Source organism: Burkholderia sp. R-40 (assembly GCF_049942845.1).
In the GTDB taxonomy this organism is placed as follows: Bacteria; Pseudomonadota; Gammaproteobacteria; order Burkholderiales; family Burkholderiaceae; genus Burkholderia; species Burkholderia ambifaria.
In genome coordinates this window covers 850598-868274 of record NZ_CP187968.1, presented here as the reverse complement: position 1 = coordinate 868274, position 17677 = coordinate 850598, and the positions used below count along the sequence as shown (strand labels likewise).

The following is a 17677-nucleotide window of genomic DNA, read 5'->3' as shown; positions in this document are numbered from 1 at the left end:
CTTGACTGAGCCGGCTTTGGCAAACCGCGTGCGGCGGCGTGTCCACAGCCTGTGTGGGGATTACCCGCATCCGTCACGCGGGCTTGTTACACTGAAATCCGTTCCCGCCTGCGGACACTTGCTGACATGAAGCCAGAACTGCTGGTCCTCATCGCATTGCGCGGCGAAGCGCATCGCGAGATCGCCGCGTCGTTCGACGTGCGCCACGCCCCGACCGCCGATGAACGCGAACGCGCGATCGCCGAACACGGCGGGACGATTCGCGCAGTACTGACCAACGGCAGCACGGGCCTCGCGGCTGCCGACATCGACCGCCTTCCGCAGCTCACGTTCGTCAGCGCGCTTGGCGCCGGTTACGAGCATATCGACGTCGCGCACGCGAAGGCGCGCGGCATCACGGTCGTCACGGGCGCCGGCACCAACGACGATTGCGTCGCCGACCACGCGTTCGCGCTGTTGCTCGCGACGGTGCGCGATGTCGTGAGGCTCGATGCGAAAACCCGCGCGGGCGTGTGGCGTGAAGGGCTGCCGATGCCGCCGAACGTATCGGGCAAGAAGCTTGGCATCGTCGGGCTCGGGAAGATCGGCGAGAAGTGCGCGCGCCGTGCGGCCGGCTTCGACATCGAGGTCGGCTATCACAGTCGTTCGCGGAAGGACGCCGCGCCATACCGCTATTTCGACCGGCTCGACGCACTCGCGCAGTGGGCCGATTTCCTGATCGTCGCGACGCCGGGCGGCGCGGGCACCCGGCATCTGGTCGATCGCGCGGTGCTCGACGCGCTTGGCCCGGGTGGCTTTCTCGTCAACGTGTCGCGCGGCAGTGTTGTCGATACCGCTGCTCTGGCGGACGCGCTGCGCGAAAAACGCATCGCGGGCGCGGGGCTCGACGTGTACGAAGGCGAGCCGGAGCCGCCGCGTGCGTTGATCGGTCTCGACAACGTCGTGCTGACGCCGCATATGGGCGGTTGGTCGCCGGAGGCGCTCGACCGGTCGGTCCAGCAGTTTCTCGACAACGCCGCCCGGCATTTTGCCGGGCAGGCGGTGCTGACACCGTTGTGAGCGTGCGGTTCTCCGGTCGGGCCGCGGTCGATCGGAGCTTTGCAGGACGGCAGCAAGTAGCCGTGTGAATCTGCTGGCGACGCGCAGCGGCGTCGCGTATTCGGACGAGCACTACCGGCTCGGGTGCGAGTTTGCGGATCTCGACCACCACGGCAGCATGTTCGTCGCGCAGCCGTTCGTGCGCGGCCGGCCTCTCGACCTCACCGCGCAGGATCATTACGACAACAGGAACCTGCACGAACAATGAGGATCTGGAACGGCACGCCGTCACGGCGGCGGAGCAAAAACGCGTTGCTCGGCTCAACCGATGAACCGCGCACCACCGTGCAACGCGCAAGCGAAGCACGGGGTGCGCGGCTACATTCCAGCGTCAGGACGACACCAGCGGCACCGTGACCGACGTGCCCGCCGGATCGAGCGCGAGACCCGTGCCCGGTGTCGGCCGCAGCGTCGCCTCGTTGTCGCTCGACAGCACGACGAGGCCGAGCTTATGACCCGCTTCGAGCTTGTAGTCGCGCGGCATGAACGTCAGCTTCAGGTCATACGGCATCCCCGGCAGCACGGGCTCCGAGAACCAGTCCGACAAGCGGTTGCGCGGATCGGTCCATGCCCGCGTGACGATCGTCGCCGTGCCGTCCGGCGCGCGGTCGACCAGCAGCGCCGTCACGTTCGCGACGCCGGTGAAGGTCAGCCGCACGCGTGCGGTCGCGGTGCCGGACAGGCGCGTCGTGGCTGTGAACGGGGCCGTCTCGAAGCGGCCGCGATGCTCGCCGGTCGTGGCGTTCGCCAGCGTGAGCGCGGGGATCGACGCATCGTCGGTGAAGCGCGCGAGCGGGCCGCCGCTTGGCATCCGCAGCAGCGTGCCGGTGCCGGCGCCGTCGCCGCCCGCGAAATACGCGACCGGCGTGGCGTGCCGCGCGGCCCAATCCGCTTCTTTCAGCAGCGTGCCGTCGGCCTGCTCGACCACCGCGCGCGGATCGCGATCCACGCCGTTGTCGACGCCGATCAGGTAGCGCGTGAACCAGCGGTTCACCTCCGCGGTCCACGCATCGGCCATCGCCGGCACGCGGGTCGGGTCGGTATGCTTCAGCCGATGCAGCCACAGCTGCGTCGGCACGCCCTGACGCCGCATCGCGAGATACCACGATGTCGACTGGTCGGTGCGCACGTTGTCGTCGGTCAGCCCTTGCGCGACGAGTGCCGGCGCGACCGCGTACGCGGTCGGAATGTCGCGCGCGGCCCAGAACGGCGAGTAGTTGCCGGTCTTGCGGTCTTCCTGCTGCAGCGCCTCGTCGACCAGGTGCGTGCAGCGCTCCGGATGCGCATTCGTCAGCAGCGCCTTGATATAGACGTCGACGTCCTCGCCCTGATAGCCCTCCGGCGCGCGCACGAGCCCGCCCGAGCGGTAGTAGCCGTACATGTTCGACAGCCCGGCGACCGGCACGATCGCGTCGAGCCCGCGCGTGCGCAGGCTCGCGACCATCTTCGGCAGCGTGCCGTCGTACGACACGCCGTACATGCCGACGTGGCCCGTCGACCAATTCGCGACGACCGGCTTGCCGTTCGTATCCTTCGCGGTCGCATCGCGGCCGAGCCAGCGGATCACCGACGCCATCGCGACGGATTCGTCGCGCGTGAGGATCGTCGGGCAGCCGTCGGAACCGGCGGTGCCGAGCGAATCGGCATAGACGATCGTGAAGCCGCGCTGCACGAAATAACCTTCGATCCATGAACGGCCGGCCGCTGCCGCTTCGAGCTGTTGCAGCATCCGGACTTGCGGCGCGGCGGCCATGACCCGCGCGGATGCGCCGGCGGGGGCGGCTGCCGCAGCGGCGGGATGTGGCGAGCCGTCGAGTTCGACGTCGACGTCGTGGTTGGGGCTGTCGGCGAGCCCGGCGTAGTACGGGCTCGCGAGCACGATGACCGGCGTGCGCGCGCCGTTGGCGGTTTCGGACGGACGCACGATGCGGACGTGAATGCGGTCGCGCGTACCGTCGCCGTCGGAATCGACCGGCGTGTCGACCCACGCGTTTTCCTCGATCGTGCCGCCGGACAGCGACGGTTGTACCTGCCCGTTGCTGATCACCGGCCGGTAGCGTCCGCCGCTGGCGGGATTCGCATACGGGACGCCGGAAGGCGACACGCGCCCGGATGCGTTGTCCGCCGAGGCAGCGCTGTCGCCCTGTTGATCCTGACCTTGAGCTTGCGCGAGTGCGGATACGCCCGCCACGCTGCCGCCGTCGTCACCGCCGCACGCGGCGAGCGTCGCCGCTGCGACGAGCGCGGGTAGCCAGGCGCGACGCGATCCTCTGAAATGAAATTGCATTGCCGACCTCGTTCTTGTGATTGTGTATGGACGACCGGACCGCGATACACCCCCTGCGGGCCGGGCCGATTACTGCCTGCAACGAAGAGGAAACTGCACCATCGGGAAAGCGGCAGCGCCACGCATGCGCGTCACGCAGGACTGCGAATCAAATGCACGGAGCAGGCTCCGCGTCCTTCCAGCTGAAACGGAACGACATCATTCGATGAAACGGGGATGTTGCGAGCTGCGGTGCTGCGCTGCGGAAACACGACGCGACGCGCGTGCGGCGACGGAATGAAACGGATCGGCGGTTTCGGCCGCGCCGCGCATCGTGATGGCTTGCCGGTTCGCGTTTGCTTTCCGGAAGCTTGCGCAAAACTTATCTCAGTGAAATCGTCGTGTCAAACTTTTTTAACCGCCGGTAAATAAAGTTTCAGCGGGTTGCCGACGGGGACGTGTGGTGCGATTGCGATGCGCATGTACGGCGACGTGCTTGCGCTTGCTCCGTGTCGCATCGTCCAATGCAAACGGGCGATGACGAATCGTATTCGCCACCGCCCGCCGGTTACTTGCCGTCAGCCTTCCTTCCAGTCATGCCGTCATGAACGCATGCGCGCCGTCACCTGTCGTCGGCTTTCGCCTGCAGATCCTTCAATCCCTGAATCACGACCAGCAGCGCGCGCCCGTGCTCGTCGGAGCCGTCCCAGGCGTCGACGATCGCGTCGCGCAGCAGATCGTTGTAGCGGCGGCGCGCCGGGCCGGTATCGACGCCGTAGAAACTGCATAGCTTGTTGAATGGCCCGCTGCGCCGCAACCGATGCCCGTTCGACAGCCGCAGGCGCGAGACGGTGGGCTGGCTGACCCCGGAAAGTCGCGCGATTTCGCTGGACGAGCGCGTGTCCGCCATCAGACGGCGTAACAGGTCTTGTACAGGAAAATCGTGGTCCGGGGCTTCCATGCGATGCATTATACCTATACAGTTACGGTTGTTGAATGGGCTTGCTGTCACCAGCGAGGCTGTATCCCGAGAAAGTCGATGACACTGAAACATCTCCCTCCCACGTTCTGCTGGACGAAGATCGGTACCGAGTCCGGCGAGGAACTGCCGACCGTCGTGCTCCGCAAGGAATGGGAGCGCCGGCTCGGGGGCGGGCGTTTTCTGTGGGGCATCAACCAGCCGCTCGGCAGCAGCGCGCAAGTCGCCGCGCATCGCACGGGCTCGCTGCTCGCGCTGTTTTCGCCGGTCGCGGCGCGCACGCGTTCGGGCGAGCGCAGGCGCGAGGACGCACTGCTGTGGAATGCATGGGTCGACGCCAGCGGCCAGGTGCGGCCGCTGCCGCCGCACACGTTCATCGCGAGCCGCTCGACGCTGCCGTCGGGCCGGCGCCGCGAACAGCACTACGCGCTCGTCTGCGTATCGTCCACCGCGCTGACGGTCGGCACGCAATTGCGCGTGTTCCCCGATCACCTGCGCAGCGTGAGCACCGGCAAGCCGCTCGGCGTCGCGCAGGGCGCGGCCGTGGTCGACTGCATCGGGCGTGCGAAGGAGCAAACCGGCAAGAGCTATCCGCTCGCGCTGTCGGTCGAACTCGAAGCGCCGTATTTCGTGCGGCTCGCGCAGCCGTGCGTGCTGAAGGCGCGCGATCTCGCCGACGTGAACAAGGCGACGCGGGCTGGCGATTTCGATCGCTTCGTCGAACTGGTCGCGCGCTTGCGCGGCCGGTCGCCGACGGATGCCGTGCGCGGCGTCACGCGCGACCTGTTCGACGCGCCGCCGATCGAAACGGCGGCTGCCTACGTCGCGCCCACGCATGCCGGCCGGCTGCGCAGCCGGCCGGCGGTCGAGCATCCGCGCGAGCTCACCGGCGATCTGTTCGATCTGTCGTCTGAAGCGGCCGCGTTCGGCGGTCTCGCGCATCCGCGCATCGGGCGCGCGTGATATTCGCGCCGCTCATGGGCGGCGCGCGATGCGGGAAGGAAAGCTGATGCGCGCGCAACGACACGTGCCGGTATGGCTGCCATTTCGGCGCGCGCAAGAATTTGTTGCAATCTCGCCGTAGCGGAACGGCGAGCGTCGCGCGACAATCGCCACGGAAGCACGCCGCATGGTGGCTGTGCGTCGACAGCCTGCCTGCCGTCGTTCACGCCGCCGACATGCGCAACACGCACACTGAGCGTCGGCTTGCTTCACACAGCAACCTGAGGGAGAAGTGTCGATGTCGACCCACATCTGTTCGCGGGAAGCACGGGCTGCACAACGCTTCGTCGAAGCGACGCGCAACGTCGATCAGGCATTTCGCGCAGTGCGCGGCGAAAGCGATGATGACATCTCGTCCGGCGAATATGCACGCGCGATGTCGCGTCTCGATCGCGCGCTGGACGAACTGGCGCGTGCGCAGGAATTCTTCGATCGCGTGGTGAACGCCGACGCGGCGCACGGCAACTGAAGTCGCGGTTTCTGCTTCTGCTTCCGCCGCCATCGTTTTTCGTTTTCGTTTTTTTGCCGCGTGGCGCTACGCCCGGCGTGCCACCGCGTCACCGCGTCACCGCATCAGCAGACGCACCTCACACCTTTCGCCCTTCGACCGGATAGCCGGGATCCGTATATCCGTGCGTCGACACATGCCCCGGCGGCACCAGCGAATCGACGAAGCGTTCGTCGTCGGGGCCGAGCTCGAGCGTCAGTGCATCGATGTAGCTGTCCCAGTGCGCCTCGGTGCGCGGCCCGGCGATCGTCGAGCTGACGAACCGGTTCTTCATCACCCACGCGAGCGCGAACGCGACGGACGTCGTGCCGCGCGCCGCCGCATGCGCGGCCACCTGCTGCGCGATGTGCAGCGACTCGGGCCGCCATTCCGTCTGCTGGATGCGCCGGTCGCCGCGGCCCGCGCGCGAATCGGCGGGCGGTGGCGTGTCCGGCGCGTATTTGCCGGTCAGCACGCCGCGCGCGAGCGGGCTGTACGGAACGACGCCGATGCCGTAATGCGCGGCCGCCGGCAGCTGTTCGACTTCGGCCGTGCGATCGACCAGGTTGTACAGCGGCTCGCTCGCCACCGGACGATCGATGCCGAGCTGGTCGGCGATGCGCACGATTTCGGCGATGCGCCAGCCCTTGAAATTCGACAGCCCGACGTAGCGCACCTTGCCTTGCCGGATCAGGTCGGCCACCGCGCGCATCCCTTCTTCGAGCGGCGCATCGGTCAGCGTGCGATGGAAATACAGGATGTCGATGTAATCGGTGCCGAGCCGCTTCAGGCTCGCGTCGACCGATTCATAGATCCATTTGCGCGACTGGCCCTGACGGTTCGGCCCGGCATCCGGCGCGGCCGGATAGCCGAACTTCGTCGCGACGACCCAGCTGTCGCGATGCCGCGCGATCGCACGGCCGACGATTTCTTCCGAGCGTCCGGCGTGGTAGACGTCGGCCGTGTCGATGAAGTTGACGCCCTGGTCGAACGCCTTGTCGATGATGCGCGTGGACGTCGCTTCATCGGTTTCGCCGCCGAACATCATCGTGCCGAGACACAGCGGCGACACCTTCAGCGCGCTGCGCCCGAGATAGCGGTAATCCATGCAAGAGGCTCCATGCGGGCGAGCGCCCGCGTTGGTTAGACATCGACGATGGTAGCCACCGACGTGCTTATCGATAATCCCCGGGAATGCGCATGCAGTTATCGAGCCGCTTCATGAATGGCCGGGATGGCGCAGCGCATCGACGATCAGCGCGAATGCGCGGGACGATTGCCGCCGGCTCGCGTAGTACAGGTGATGGCCCGGAAACGTCGGACACCAGTCGTCGAGCACGCTGACGAGCCGGCCGGCCGCGACGTGCGGCGCGGCGAGTTCGGCCGGCACGTAGGCGAGGCCGTAGCCGGCGAGCGCGGCGTCGAGCATTTCATAGGTGCCGTTGAACGTGACCTGGCCGTCGACGCGCACCTGCAGCGTGTCGTCGCCGCGCGCGAGTTCCCACGCGTACAGCGCGCCGTGCGTCGGCAGGCGCAGGTTGATGCAGTCGTGCGCGACGAGATCCTGCGGCGTCGCCGGCGGCTCGCGTTCCGCGAAATACGCGGGCGCGCCGACGATGGCCATCTTGAGGTCGGCCGAGATGCGGACCGCGATCATGTCCTTTGCGACCTGGTCGCCGAGCCGCACGCCGATGTCGAAGCGTTGCGCGACGATGTCGGACAGCCCGTAGTCGGTCACGAATTCGACCTTCAGCTCGCGGTAGTCGCGCAGGATCGGCGACAGCCTCGGCCACAGCAGCGTGCGGATCACGTAGTCGGTCGCGTTGATGCGCACAGTGCCGGCCGGCTTGTCGCGCAGCTCGGCGAGCGCCGACAGTTCGTCCTCGATTTCGTCGAAGCGCGGCGCGAGATTCTGGAGCAGGCGCTCGCCGGCTTCGGTCGGCGCCACGCTGCGTGTCGTGCGCGTGAGCAGCCGCACGCCGAGACGCGTCTCGAGCGCGCGGATCGTATGGCTGAGTGCGGATTGCGACACGCCGAGCCGGGCGGCGGCGCGCGTGAAGCTGCGCTCGCGCGCGACGGCGATGAAGGCGAGCAGGTCGGCAAAGTTGTCGCGCGGCATGGAGGAAGTCGGGTGGTCGATGCCTGCGCATCCTACCATCGGGGCTGCCGCGCGATGCGCCGGCGCGAGGGCTCGGCAACGCGGCAACGCTGCCGCGTGCGTCAGCCGGCGTGCGTCATGCGCGCCGGATGGCTCGCGAGGCGGGTGTGGGGATCCTACGCATAGCCGCCGTGCTGGAACGACGTCGCGAAGAACCGCATCTGGTAGCCGATCGCATGCGCCCAGTAGTCCCACGTATGGCCGCCCGGACGCTCCGCATAGTCGTGCGGCACGCCGAGCGCGACGAGCCGTTCGTGCAGCGTGCGGTTCGAGCTGACCAATGCGTCGTCGCGGCCGCAGTCGATCGTCAGGTCCAGATGCGCGCGGACGAACGCGCGCGCGCTTTCGACGATCGCGTTGCGGTTCCAGAACGACGCATGGCGGCCGGGGTCGCCGAATACGTGGTCGATGCCGGGTTCGTCCTCGCAGCAGCGCGGATCGACCGCGCCGCTGATGCTGCCGACCGCGCCGAACGTGTCGGGCCGGTCGAGCGCGATGCGCAGCGCGCCGAAGCCGCCCATGCTGAGGCCGGTGATCGCGCGCGCGCCCTTGGTCGCGATCGTCCGGAAGTGCATGTCGACATAGGACACGACTTCGTCGCCGACGAAGGTTTCGTAGCGGCTGCCCGAGTCGAACGGGCTGTCGATGTACCAGCTTTCGTGGCCGCCGTCGGGCATCACGAGGATCACGCGGTAGCGATCGGCCAGCGCGGCGATGCGGGTGTTTGCGGTCCAGTCGGTGTGGTCGCCGCCGGAGCCGTGCAGCAGATAGACGACCGGAAAGCGTTCGACGCCGCGTTCCGGGCCGTGGCGCAGGCGTGCGTAGTCGTCGGGCAGCACGACGGTCGCCTTGAGCGTCTCGTTCATCGCGGCACTCGGAATCGCGACGACCCGCGCCTGAAAGGCGATGGCCGGGCCCGCGACGGCGAGCAGCAGCACTAGCCATAACGCGCGTATCAGGTTCATCAGAATTTGCTCCGAGAAACCCCGCCATTTCCCCCAAGGGGACTTCCTTCGGGGCGGATGGCGGGAAGGAAAGGATTGCTGTTGACAGGTAGCTTCTTCCAGGGGTTAGGATCACCTGCATGATTCTTGTCTACCGCTACCGGGTGAAGTCGCTCAACGGACTGCTCAACAAGCAAAGCCGTGCGGTGAACTACGTCTGGAACTTCTGCAACGATACGCAGAAGCATGCGCTTAAGTGGAGCAAGAGGTGGCCGACGGGTTTCGACTTGAATGTGCTTACCACCGGCAGCAGTAAGGAACTCGGCATCCACTCCGGCACGATCAACGCGACGTGCGAGCAATACGCGAAGTCGCGCAGTCAGCACCGTCGGCCCTACCTGCGCTATCGCGGCAGGAAATCGCTGGGCTGGGTGCCGCTGAAGGGGCGTGACCTGAAGCGCGAAGGCGATGCGTTTCGTTTTGCCGGCAATACCTTTCGCGTATTCAATAGCCGCTCGCTTCCCGAAGGCAAGATCAAGGATGGGACCAACTTTGCGCAGGATGCACGCGGCAATTGGTTTCTCAACATCGTGATCGAGATGCCCGATATGCAGGCCCGCCCGGTCCGTTCCGGTGTTGGCATCGATCTCGGCCTGAAAGACTTCGCCACACTTTCGACCGGCGAGAAGCTGCCCAATGACCGATTCGGCCGACGCGCGGCGGAGAAACTGGCGAAAGCGCAACGGGCGCGAAAGCACAAGCGGCATATCGCGAAGTTGCACGCCAAAGTGGCGAATGCCCGTGCCGATTTCCAGCACAAGCTCGCGCTCGATCTGGTGCGGCGTTTCGATTACATCGCGGTCGGCAACGTGTCGGCCGCGAAGCTCGCCAGAACCAGGATGGCGAAGAGCGTCTACGACGCATCCTGGTCGTCCTTCCGAAGCAAACTCCGCTACAAGGCGATCGCGCACGGAGCCACGTTCGAGGAAGTCGACGAAAGCGGTTCTACCCAGTCCTGTTCGGCGTGCGGGTCGAAAGACAGCACGACGCGGCCGAAAGGTATCGCGGGACTGAGAATAAGAGAATGGGCCTGCGATGGCTGTGGTGTCGAGCATGATCGAGATACCAACGCTGCGCTGAACATTCTCCGATGCGGACGTGCATCGCCAGGTGTGGGAATCACCTGCCTTTAGGCGGGTGAGGACGTCAATGCGCCTCGCATCGGGAAAACCCTGTACGGCGACTCTAGCAACCGCGCCTTTCAACCATATTTCGGCGAAACCTACGGGTTGTCAGGTGGGTGGCGGGCGGCCGGACGGCGGGGCGGCCGCGCGCGTCAGCCGAAACAGCGCGCGAGCGTCTCCCGCAATGCGGCAGGCCGCTCGGCCGGTATCAGGTGCCCGCAGTTGGCGATCGTTTCGAAGCCGGCACAGCGTGCGAGCGCCCAGTCCGGCACATGCCAGCCCGCACGCGAGCGTTCGCCGGCGACGAGCCACACCGGATGGCGCTCGAACACTTCTGCGAGCGCCTGCAGATAACCGGATTCGCCGGTCGTCGCGACGACCGAGCGGCCCATCGCGCGCAGCGTCGCTGCCGGCTGATGCGCAAGCCAGCGGCGCGCGTCGTCGAGCTGGCGCGGCGACGGATCGTCGATCGCGCCGCGCAGCCAGCCGAGCGGGTCGCCGCGCAGTGCGTCGAGCATCGCGTCGGCTTGCGCGGCCGACATGCGGCCGACCGACGCCGACCAGAACGCATCGTCGAGCGTGAAGTTGCCTTCGACGTTGGCGATGCGGCGCACGCGTGCCGGATGCGCATGCGCGAACAGCATCGCGATCGCGCCGCCTACCGAGTGACCGACGAGGTCGACCGGCTGCGCGCCATAGTGCGAGTCGACGGCCTGCCGCAGGTGCTCGACCTGAGCGGCGAGCGTGATCGCGTCGAACGGCGCGGCGCGGTGGATACCGTAGCCGAGCAGGTCGGGGGCGAGATGCGGGCCGGGCCATTCGGGCACGTCGAACGTACCGATGAAACCGTGGACGAACACGACGGGCGGGGTAGGGGCGCTCATTCGGCGGCCGAGGAGGTAAGGGGTGGCAATTCGAGTTCGGCGAGCAGTTCGTCGAGTTCGAGCACGTGCGTGAGGTCGTGGTCGAGCAGTTCGCGTACGAGTTCGTCGAGCGACATCCGACGCATGCCGTCGCGCAGCCCGCAGCGTGCGAGTTCTGACGGTTGCAGCGCGGCCGCCGTCGCGCACAGCGCGGCGCGTCCGGTGCGGAACGCGGCGAGCGCGTCGTCGAGCGGCTGGGCGAGGTAGTCGCGCTGCGCGGCGAGCGCGGTGCCGTCGACGGACGTGATCACCGGCAACTCGTGCGTGCGCACGGCATCGATGCGTTCGGCGAACACCGCGTCGAGGTCGCGCAGGTGGCACACATGTTCGACGAGCGAGAAGCCCGTGCCGGCCGGGCGGCGCGTGACGAGCGCGGCGGGAACGTGCGCGGCATACGCGGCGACTCGGGCAGGCATCGCGGCCAGCGCGGCGATGACGTCGGCGAACGGGCGCACCTGCGGATCCGCGCTGAATACCGCGCCGTAGCTGAACAGTGCGCCGCCGAGCCGGCCGCGCGGCTGTACGACGTCGTGCCCGTGGCGGCGCATCACGTCGGCGACCATCGCGCCGCAAAACTGCCGGGCCGTTGTGTCGGCCTCGATTTCGGGGAATTTGCGCGCGATCTCGTGCTGGATCGCGCCGATCGCGGCGACGCCGACACGCGACAGCGCCGCGAATTCGACATAGCGCTCGGGCTGCGCGATCAGCGCTTCGAGCTGCGCGCCGAGCGGCGTCGCGCGAAAACGGTCGAAACGGGAATGCATGACGATAGGGCCTCGCCGAGTAACGTGACAAAACGATACGTTACTCGGTGGGATGCCGTCAATCGCCGTCGATGCGTTTGTTCGGAGAATCCGGTCGGGATACCCGAACCCGTACAGCGGGGCCCCCGGCCCGGCTCACGCGTCGTGCTTGCGATCCATCTCCGCGCGCAGCCGCGCTTCCTGTTCCTGAAGCTCCGGCGTGAATGCTTCGCCGAAGTCCTCGGGCGAGAAGATCGGCCGGATCTCGATGTCCGACTCGGTCGGCATGGGATTCGGGCAGCGCTTGACCCATTCGACGGCTTCTTCCATCGAATTCACCTGCCACAGCCAGTAGCCGGCGATCAGTTCCTTGGTCTCGGCGAACGGGCCATCGACGACCGTTCGGTCCTTGCCGGAGAAATGCACGCGCTTGCCGCGCGAACTCGGATGGAGGCCTTCGCCGGCAAGCATCACGCCGGCCTTCACGAGTTCCTCGTTGTACTTGCCCATCGCGGCCAGCAGTTCGGTATCGGGCATCGCGCCCGCTTCGGAAGAGGCCGTTGCCTTGACGATCACCATGACGCGCATTGTCGTTGCTCCTTGAACGTGAAAGGGAGAATCCGCTATCGGCCGGCCGTGGGGGCCGGCAAATCGATCGGTTACGACACTACGACGCGCGACGCTCGCGCGAATCGACATCGCGCACGGAAAAATTTTGGTGACCGGCGACCGGCGACCGGCGACCGGCGACCGGCGACCGGCGACCGGCGACCGGTGAGCGGTGAAGTGCCGCGGCGTATCCGACGTCGTCCGAGCGGCAGGGTGCCGCAAAGCTCCGGGCTGGACGGCCCGCATCGCCGCACGCACGCCGGCAAGTCACCCACTCACGCCGCCTTGGGATGCGCGTCGAGCATGTCGCGGATCCGGGCCGCGAGTTCGTCGCGGCGGTACGGCTTGCCGAGCAGCATGACGCCGGGGTCGAGCCGCCCGGAGTGGAAGATCTCGTCGCGCGTGTAGCCGGACGTGAACAGCACGGGCAACGGCGGCGTGCGCTGCGCGGCGCGCCGCGCGAGTTCGCCGCCCTTGATGCGGCCCGGCATGATCACATCGGTAAACAGCAGGTCGATATGCGCGTCGCAGTCGAGTATCTGCAGCGCGGCTTCGCCGTCGGACGCGGTCAGCACCTTGTAGCCGAGCTGCGTGAGCATGTCGACCACGGTCAGCCGGACCTCCGCGTCGTCCTCGACGACGAGGATGGTTTCGCGGCCGCGCGCGGCATCGTGCTGCGGCACGCGGGCAGGCTCTTCCGCGCAGTCGTCGTGACAGCGCGGAAACGTGAGCCGCACGGTCGTGCCGTGGCCCGGCGTGCTTTCGATCGATGTATGGCCGCCGCTTTGCTTGACGAAACCGAACACCATGCTGAGCCCGAGCCCGGTGCCTTCGCCGTCCGGCTTGGTCGTGAAGAATGGTTCGAACACGCGCTCGAGCACGTCGGCCGTCATGCCGGCCCCCGTATCGCTGATCTCGAACGTCACGTATTCGCCGGCCGGCAATGGCGAGCGCCGTGCGCCGCCGGCCTGCGTGGGATGCGCGTCGTTGTACGCGGCGATCGTCAGCGTGCCGTCGCCGCCCATCGCATCGCGCGCATTGATCGCAAGATTGAGCAGCGCGTTCTCGAGCTGGTGCCGGTCGGCGAGCACGTTGCCGACGTCGGGCGCCAGCGCGGTGACGATCCGCACGGTTTCGCCGAGCGCGCGGTGCAGCATCTCGCTCATCCCGTGGATCAGCTGATGCGGATTGAGCACCGTCGCCGACAACGGCTGGCGGCGCGCGAAGGCCAGCAGGTGCGACGCCAGTTGCGCGCCGCGCCGCACCGCGTTGTTCGCGCTTTCGATTCGCGGTTGCGCGCTCGCGCGCTCGCCGAGCTCGACGGCCAGAATCTGCAGGTTGCCGCTGATCACCTGCAGCACGTTGTTGAAGTCGTGCGCGATGCCGCCGGTCAGGCTGCCGATCGCTTCCATCTTCTGCGAGTGGCGCAACTGTTCCTCGACCGCCGCGCGCTCGGCGATCGCATCGGCCACGCGTTGCTCGAGCGTTTCGGTCAGGCGGCGCAGCGCATCGTTGGACGACTGCAGCGCGGCTTCCGCCTGTTCGCGATGACGCGTGGCGAGCACGCGTTCGGTCGTCTCGATCACGACGGCGAGCACGCCGCCCGGTGCGCCATCGTCGTCGGGCAGCGGGCTGTAATGCAGATCCATCCATACGTCTTCGGGGCGCCCGCTGCGTAGCAGCACGAGCTCCTTGTCGCGATACGACAGCGTGCCGCCCGCGAGGCAGGTGTTCATCACGTTGCGGTTGAACTCGGCGACCTCGGGCCAGCCGAGTTCGACCGGCTGGCCGAGCAGATAGGGGTGGCGCCCGCCGGCGAACCCGGCATACGCGTCGTTGTAGATCATGTAGCCGGGCCGGCCCCACAGCATCACCAGCGGCAGCGGCGACGCGAGCACGGTGCGCACGGCGGCGACGAGGCTCGCCGACCAGCCGTCGAGCGGGCCGAGACCGGTGGACGACCAGTCGAAGGCAGCGACGCGCCGGGCCATTTCGCCTTCCCAGCCCGGGCAATCATGATGCTGCGCGAATAGTTCGGCATGCATGGAAACGCTCCGTTAATGACATGACGGCCGCGGCCTGCGCGGCGAGTCGCGTGAGCCGATTCATTCTAGTGCAGATCGATCGCGCGGCGGGGCTCCGGAATCGCCTGTCAAAACTGGTATGCTGACCAGCATCACGTTCATGTGGAGGGCGCCATGGCAACGAAGGAAGTCTCGAAGAAAAAATACCTCAAGATCCTGAACAAACGCCTGCGGGCCGAGCCCGATGCGCCGGCCGGCGCGTCGTTCGTGTTCTTTCCGGTCGGCGCGAAGGCCCGGCATGCGACGGGCGTCGCGTCCGGCGAGCCGCACAGCAAACGTGAACTCGCGGTGATGGCCGCGGTCCAGAGCAAGGCGGCCGCCGAATTCGTCGTGACCGGCGCCTGGCCAGCCAAGGCCGGCCGCGCGGCGCCGCGCGTGCGCGCTACGCCGCCGCGGCCGCCTCGCAGTGGGCGATGACACCGGCGATCACGCGCGGAATGTCGTGCGTGATCGCCGGGCCGTGCATCGGCAGGATGATGTCGAGATCGAGCGCCTGGATGCGGCGCAGCGCGCGCGCCAGGTGCGCGAGCGACGGCAGGTAGTCGGAGCGCGTGATTGCATCGAGGATCTCGGGCAGAGGATCGTCGGCGTCCTCCCGGCCGAAGCGCATCAAAATGTCCGACGACAGCAGCGCCTTGTACGCCGGCAGATACACGACGAGCGCATCCCACTGATGCACGTGCGTCGTGAAGACCGGCACGACGCCGGTGCCCGACAGCGTCGTCGGCTCCCCATCCTTCAGCGGAATCGCGCGCACGCCGAACACGTCGGCGAGCCCCCATGTACACATCGGATGTCCGTACGCGACGAGCGCCGGGTTGGCCGCGAGGAAATCGGGCAGCGCGCCCATTTCGTCGGCCTCGAAGTGCGGGACGATCACGCTGCTGACCATCGACGGCGCGATGCCGACGCCGTCGAGCGCCGCGCTCAGCTGCGTGAAATTGGACCGGGTGCCCGTTTCGACGCACAGCACGTCGCCGTGCGGCGATCGTACGAAGAACTGGCTGAAGCACAGGTTCAGCGTGTCGACGTAGGTCGTCGCGCGAAACAGGCCGTCGCGGACGGCGTCGATTCGGGAGGCGCTCATCGGGTCCTCGCGCAGGGAAGGGGCGGGAGCCGCGCCGCCCGTGCGCCGCTGGTTGCGGTGCGGCAGGCGGCAGCGGTCGATCTTCCGATCCAGTCTAGCAGCGCCGCCCCGGATGCGCGAACCGGCGATCGCCGCGGCCGTGCCGGGTGCACGGCAGCACGCGCTGCGTCAGTTCTTCAGCTTGTAGCCGGTGCGGAACATCCACGCGACGATCGCGAGCAGGATCGCGAGGAACAGCGTGGTCGCCGCGAGGCTGATCCCCACGTGCACGTCGGCCAGCCCGTAGAACGACCAGCGGAAGCCGCTGATCAGGTAGACGATCGGGTTGAACAGCGTGACGATGCGCCATGCGGGCGGCAGCATGTCGACCGAATAGAAGCTGCCGCCGAGGAACGTGAGCGGCGTGATGATCAAGAGCGGCACGAGTTGCAGCTTCTCGAAGCTGTCGGCCCAGATGCCGATCACGAAGCCGAACAGGCTGAAGGTGATCGACGTCAGCACGAGGAACAGCACCATCCAGAACGGATGCAGGATGTGCAGCGGCACGAACAGGCCGGCCGTCGCGAGGATGATCACCCCGAGCAGCAGCGACTTCGACGCGGCCGCGCCCACATACGCGATCACGATCTCCCAGTACGACACGGGCGCGGACAATATCTCGTAGATCGTGCCGGTGAAGCGCGGGAAGTAGATGCCGAACGACGCGTTCGAGATGCTCTGCGACAGCAGCGACAGCATCACGAGGCCCGGCACGATGAACGACCCGTAGCCGATCCCGTTCACGTCGCTGATGCGCGAGCCGATCGCGGAACCGAACACGACGAAGTACAGCGACGTCGAGATCACCGGCGCGATGATGCTCTGCATCAGCGTGCGGCGCGTGCGGGCCATTTCGGCGCGATAGATCGCGCGGATGCCATGCAAATTCCAGTTCGCCATGTGCGTTACGCCCCTTGTGCGCCGTTGCGGCGGTTGTCGATCAGGCTGACGAAAATGTCCTCGAGCGAGCTCTGCGTCGTATGCAGGTCGCGAAAGCCGATGCCGGCCGAGCCGAGCGCGTTGATCAGCTTCGCGATGCTCGCGTCGTCGCGCTGCGAGTCGTACGTATAGACGAGCGCGGCGCCGTCGTCCGCACGTTCGAGCCCGAACGTGGCGAGTTCGGCCGGCACGGTCGTAAGCGGGTGTTCGAGCTGCACGGTCAGCTGCTTCTTGCCGAGCTTGCGCATCAGCTCGCGCTTCTCTTCGACGAGCACGAGTTCGCCGCCGAGGATGATGCCGATCCGGTCGGCCATTTCCTCGGCTTCCTCGATGTAGTGCGTGGTCAGCAGGATCGTCACGCCGCTGTCGCGCAGCGAATCGACGAGCTTCCACATGTCGCGGCGCAGCTCGACGTCGACGCCGGCCGTCGGCTCGTCGAGGAACAGGATGCGCGGCTCGTGCGCGAGCGCCTTCGCGATCATCACGCGGCGCTTCATGCCGCCCGACAGCGTCATCAGCTTGTTGTCGCGCTTGTCCCACAGCGACAGCGCCTTCAGCGTCTTCTCGATGTGCGCGGGATCGGGTGCCTTGCCGAACAGGCCGCGGCTGAACGACACGGTCGCCCACACGGTTTCGAACGCGTCGGTCGTCAGCTCCTGCGGCACGAGGCCGATCATTTCGCGCGCCGCGCGATACGCGTCGCGGATGTCGTGGCCGCCGACCGTCACGCGGCCCTCGGTTGGCGTGACGATGCCGCAGATCGAGCCGATCAGCGTGGTCTTGCCCGCGCCGTTCGGCCCGAGCAGCGCGAAGATCTCGCCCGGGCGGATGTCGAGGGTCACGTGCTTCAGCGCCTGGAAGCCGGACGCGTAGGTCTTGGAAAGGTCGGAGACGGAAAGGATCGGTTGCATGCTCACGGATGGCACGGCCGGTCGGTCCGACGCCGCGCGCCGCACGTGCCCGGCGCCGCTGCCGTGAGGCGGGCGGGGTCGGGGGCGGCATGGCGAACGGGCGTCATGTCGAACGGCGTTGGGGTGCGGGATCGCAGGACCGCCATATTAGCAATCGGCAGATGGAAATGCATTTCGATGGAAAAGGCATGCGATGCCGGTGAGGGATTTGCGGGAATTGCACA

The 17677-nt window shown here is 67.2% G+C and carries 18 protein-coding genes; 6 read left to right on the top strand and 12 right to left on the bottom strand.

What is annotated here, in order from left to right; genetic code table 11:
* Positions 1-126: 126 nt before the first annotated feature.
* On the top strand, positions 127-1059 hold the full coding sequence (locus ACP26O_RS20305; RefSeq protein WP_175666630.1) for a 2-hydroxyacid dehydrogenase: 933 nt from the start codon (positions 127-129) through the stop codon (positions 1057-1059).
* Between the two features lie 64 nt (positions 1060-1123).
* Entirely contained in the window at positions 1124-1306 is a 183-nt protein-coding gene (locus ACP26O_RS20300) for a hypothetical protein (RefSeq protein ID WP_175666631.1), read from the top strand.
* A 123-nt stretch (positions 1307-1429) separates the two neighbouring features.
* Here ACP26O_RS20300 and ACP26O_RS20295 read toward each other — a convergent pair whose 3' ends face one another.
* Positions 1430-3385 (bottom strand): Xaa-Pro dipeptidyl-peptidase, encoded by a 1956-nt coding sequence (locus ACP26O_RS20295; protein ID WP_175666632.1) that lies wholly within the window; start codon positions 3383-3385, stop codon positions 1430-1432.
* A 601-nt stretch (positions 3386-3986) separates the two neighbouring features.
* Positions 3987-4325, bottom strand: coding sequence for a helix-turn-helix domain-containing protein (locus ACP26O_RS20290; protein ID WP_041491522.1), 339 nt, complete (start codon positions 4323-4325; stop codon positions 3987-3989).
* Between the two features lie 78 nt (positions 4326-4403).
* Between ACP26O_RS20290 and ACP26O_RS20285 the strand changes: the two genes are divergently transcribed.
* Complete coding sequence (locus ACP26O_RS20285) at positions 4404-5306, top strand: hypothetical protein (RefSeq protein WP_105831849.1); 903 nt, start codon at positions 4404-4406, stop codon at positions 5304-5306.
* Between the two features lie 277 nt (positions 5307-5583).
* Positions 5584-5814, top strand: a complete 231-nt coding sequence (locus ACP26O_RS20280) for a hypothetical protein (RefSeq protein ID WP_006749871.1) — start codon at positions 5584-5586, stop codon at positions 5812-5814.
* A gap of 118 nt (positions 5815-5932) precedes the next feature.
* Here ACP26O_RS20280 and ACP26O_RS20275 read toward each other — a convergent pair whose 3' ends face one another.
* The 3 genes from ACP26O_RS20275 to ACP26O_RS20265 all read right to left on the bottom strand — a co-directional run bounded on the left by ACP26O_RS20275 (position 5933) and on the right by ACP26O_RS20265 (position 8955).
* On the bottom strand, positions 5933-6940 hold the full coding sequence (locus ACP26O_RS20275) for an aldo/keto reductase (protein WP_175666633.1): 1008 nt from the start codon (positions 6938-6940) through the stop codon (positions 5933-5935).
* A gap of 111 nt (positions 6941-7051) precedes the next feature.
* Positions 7052-7951, bottom strand: coding sequence for a LysR family transcriptional regulator (locus tag ACP26O_RS20270; RefSeq protein ID WP_175666634.1), 900 nt, complete (start codon positions 7949-7951; stop codon positions 7052-7054).
* A 155-nt stretch (positions 7952-8106) separates the two neighbouring features.
* Positions 8107-8955, bottom strand: coding sequence for an alpha/beta hydrolase (locus ACP26O_RS20265; protein ID WP_175666635.1), 849 nt, complete (start codon positions 8953-8955; stop codon positions 8107-8109).
* Between the two features lie 119 nt (positions 8956-9074).
* Between ACP26O_RS20265 and ACP26O_RS20260 the strand changes: the two genes are divergently transcribed.
* Positions 9075-10127 carry an RNA-guided endonuclease InsQ/TnpB family protein gene (locus tag ACP26O_RS20260; RefSeq protein WP_175723900.1) on the top strand — a complete coding sequence of 351 codons (1053 nt, stop codon included), beginning with the start codon at positions 9075-9077 and terminating at the stop codon, positions 10125-10127.
* A gap of 143 nt (positions 10128-10270) precedes the next feature.
* Here ACP26O_RS20260 and ACP26O_RS20255 read toward each other — a convergent pair whose 3' ends face one another.
* From ACP26O_RS20255 to ACP26O_RS20240, 4 genes are all read right to left on the bottom strand, one after another.
* Positions 10271-11002: an alpha/beta fold hydrolase gene (locus ACP26O_RS20255; RefSeq protein WP_175663316.1), complete on the bottom strand. Its 732-nt coding sequence runs from the start codon at positions 11000-11002 to the stop codon at positions 10271-10273.
* Complete coding sequence (locus tag ACP26O_RS20250; RefSeq protein WP_175663317.1) at positions 10999-11805, bottom strand: DinB family protein; 807 nt, start codon at positions 11803-11805, stop codon at positions 10999-11001. Before ACP26O_RS20250 ends, ACP26O_RS20255 begins: the two co-directional genes overlap by 4 nt.
* A gap of 135 nt (positions 11806-11940) precedes the next feature.
* Complete coding sequence (locus ACP26O_RS20245) at positions 11941-12372, bottom strand: YciI family protein (protein ID WP_105831842.1); 432 nt, start codon at positions 12370-12372, stop codon at positions 11941-11943.
* Between the two features lie 296 nt (positions 12373-12668).
* Positions 12669-14438: an ATP-binding protein gene (locus ACP26O_RS20240; RefSeq protein ID WP_175663318.1), complete on the bottom strand. Its 1770-nt coding sequence runs from the start codon at positions 14436-14438 to the stop codon at positions 12669-12671.
* Between the two features lie 153 nt (positions 14439-14591).
* Here ACP26O_RS20240 and ACP26O_RS20235 point away from each other — a divergent pair, with 153 nt between their 5' ends.
* Entirely contained in the window at positions 14592-14894 is a 303-nt protein-coding gene (locus tag ACP26O_RS20235; protein WP_244098940.1) for a hypothetical protein, read from the top strand.
* Here ACP26O_RS20235 and ACP26O_RS20230 read toward each other — a convergent pair.
* The 3 genes from ACP26O_RS20230 to ACP26O_RS20220 all read right to left on the bottom strand — a co-directional run bounded on the left by ACP26O_RS20230 (position 14860) and on the right by ACP26O_RS20220 (position 17453).
* The gene (locus ACP26O_RS20230) at positions 14860-15564 is read right to left on the bottom strand and encodes an MBL fold metallo-hydrolase (RefSeq protein ID WP_011659492.1); all 705 of its coding nucleotides are present in this window, start codon (positions 15562-15564) and stop codon (positions 14860-14862) included. The two genes, ACP26O_RS20235 and ACP26O_RS20230, sit on opposite strands and share 35 nt — an antisense overlap.
* A 168-nt stretch (positions 15565-15732) precedes the next feature.
* Positions 15733-16503 carry an ABC transporter permease gene (locus tag ACP26O_RS20225; RefSeq protein ID WP_105831839.1) on the bottom strand — a complete coding sequence of 257 codons (771 nt, stop codon included), beginning with the start codon at positions 16501-16503 and terminating at the stop codon, positions 15733-15735.
* 5 nt (positions 16504-16508) lie between these two features.
* The gene (locus tag ACP26O_RS20220) at positions 16509-17453 is read right to left on the bottom strand and encodes an ABC transporter ATP-binding protein (protein ID WP_011659491.1); all 945 of its coding nucleotides are present in this window, start codon (positions 17451-17453) and stop codon (positions 16509-16511) included.
* Positions 17454-17677: the final 224 nt, after the last annotated feature.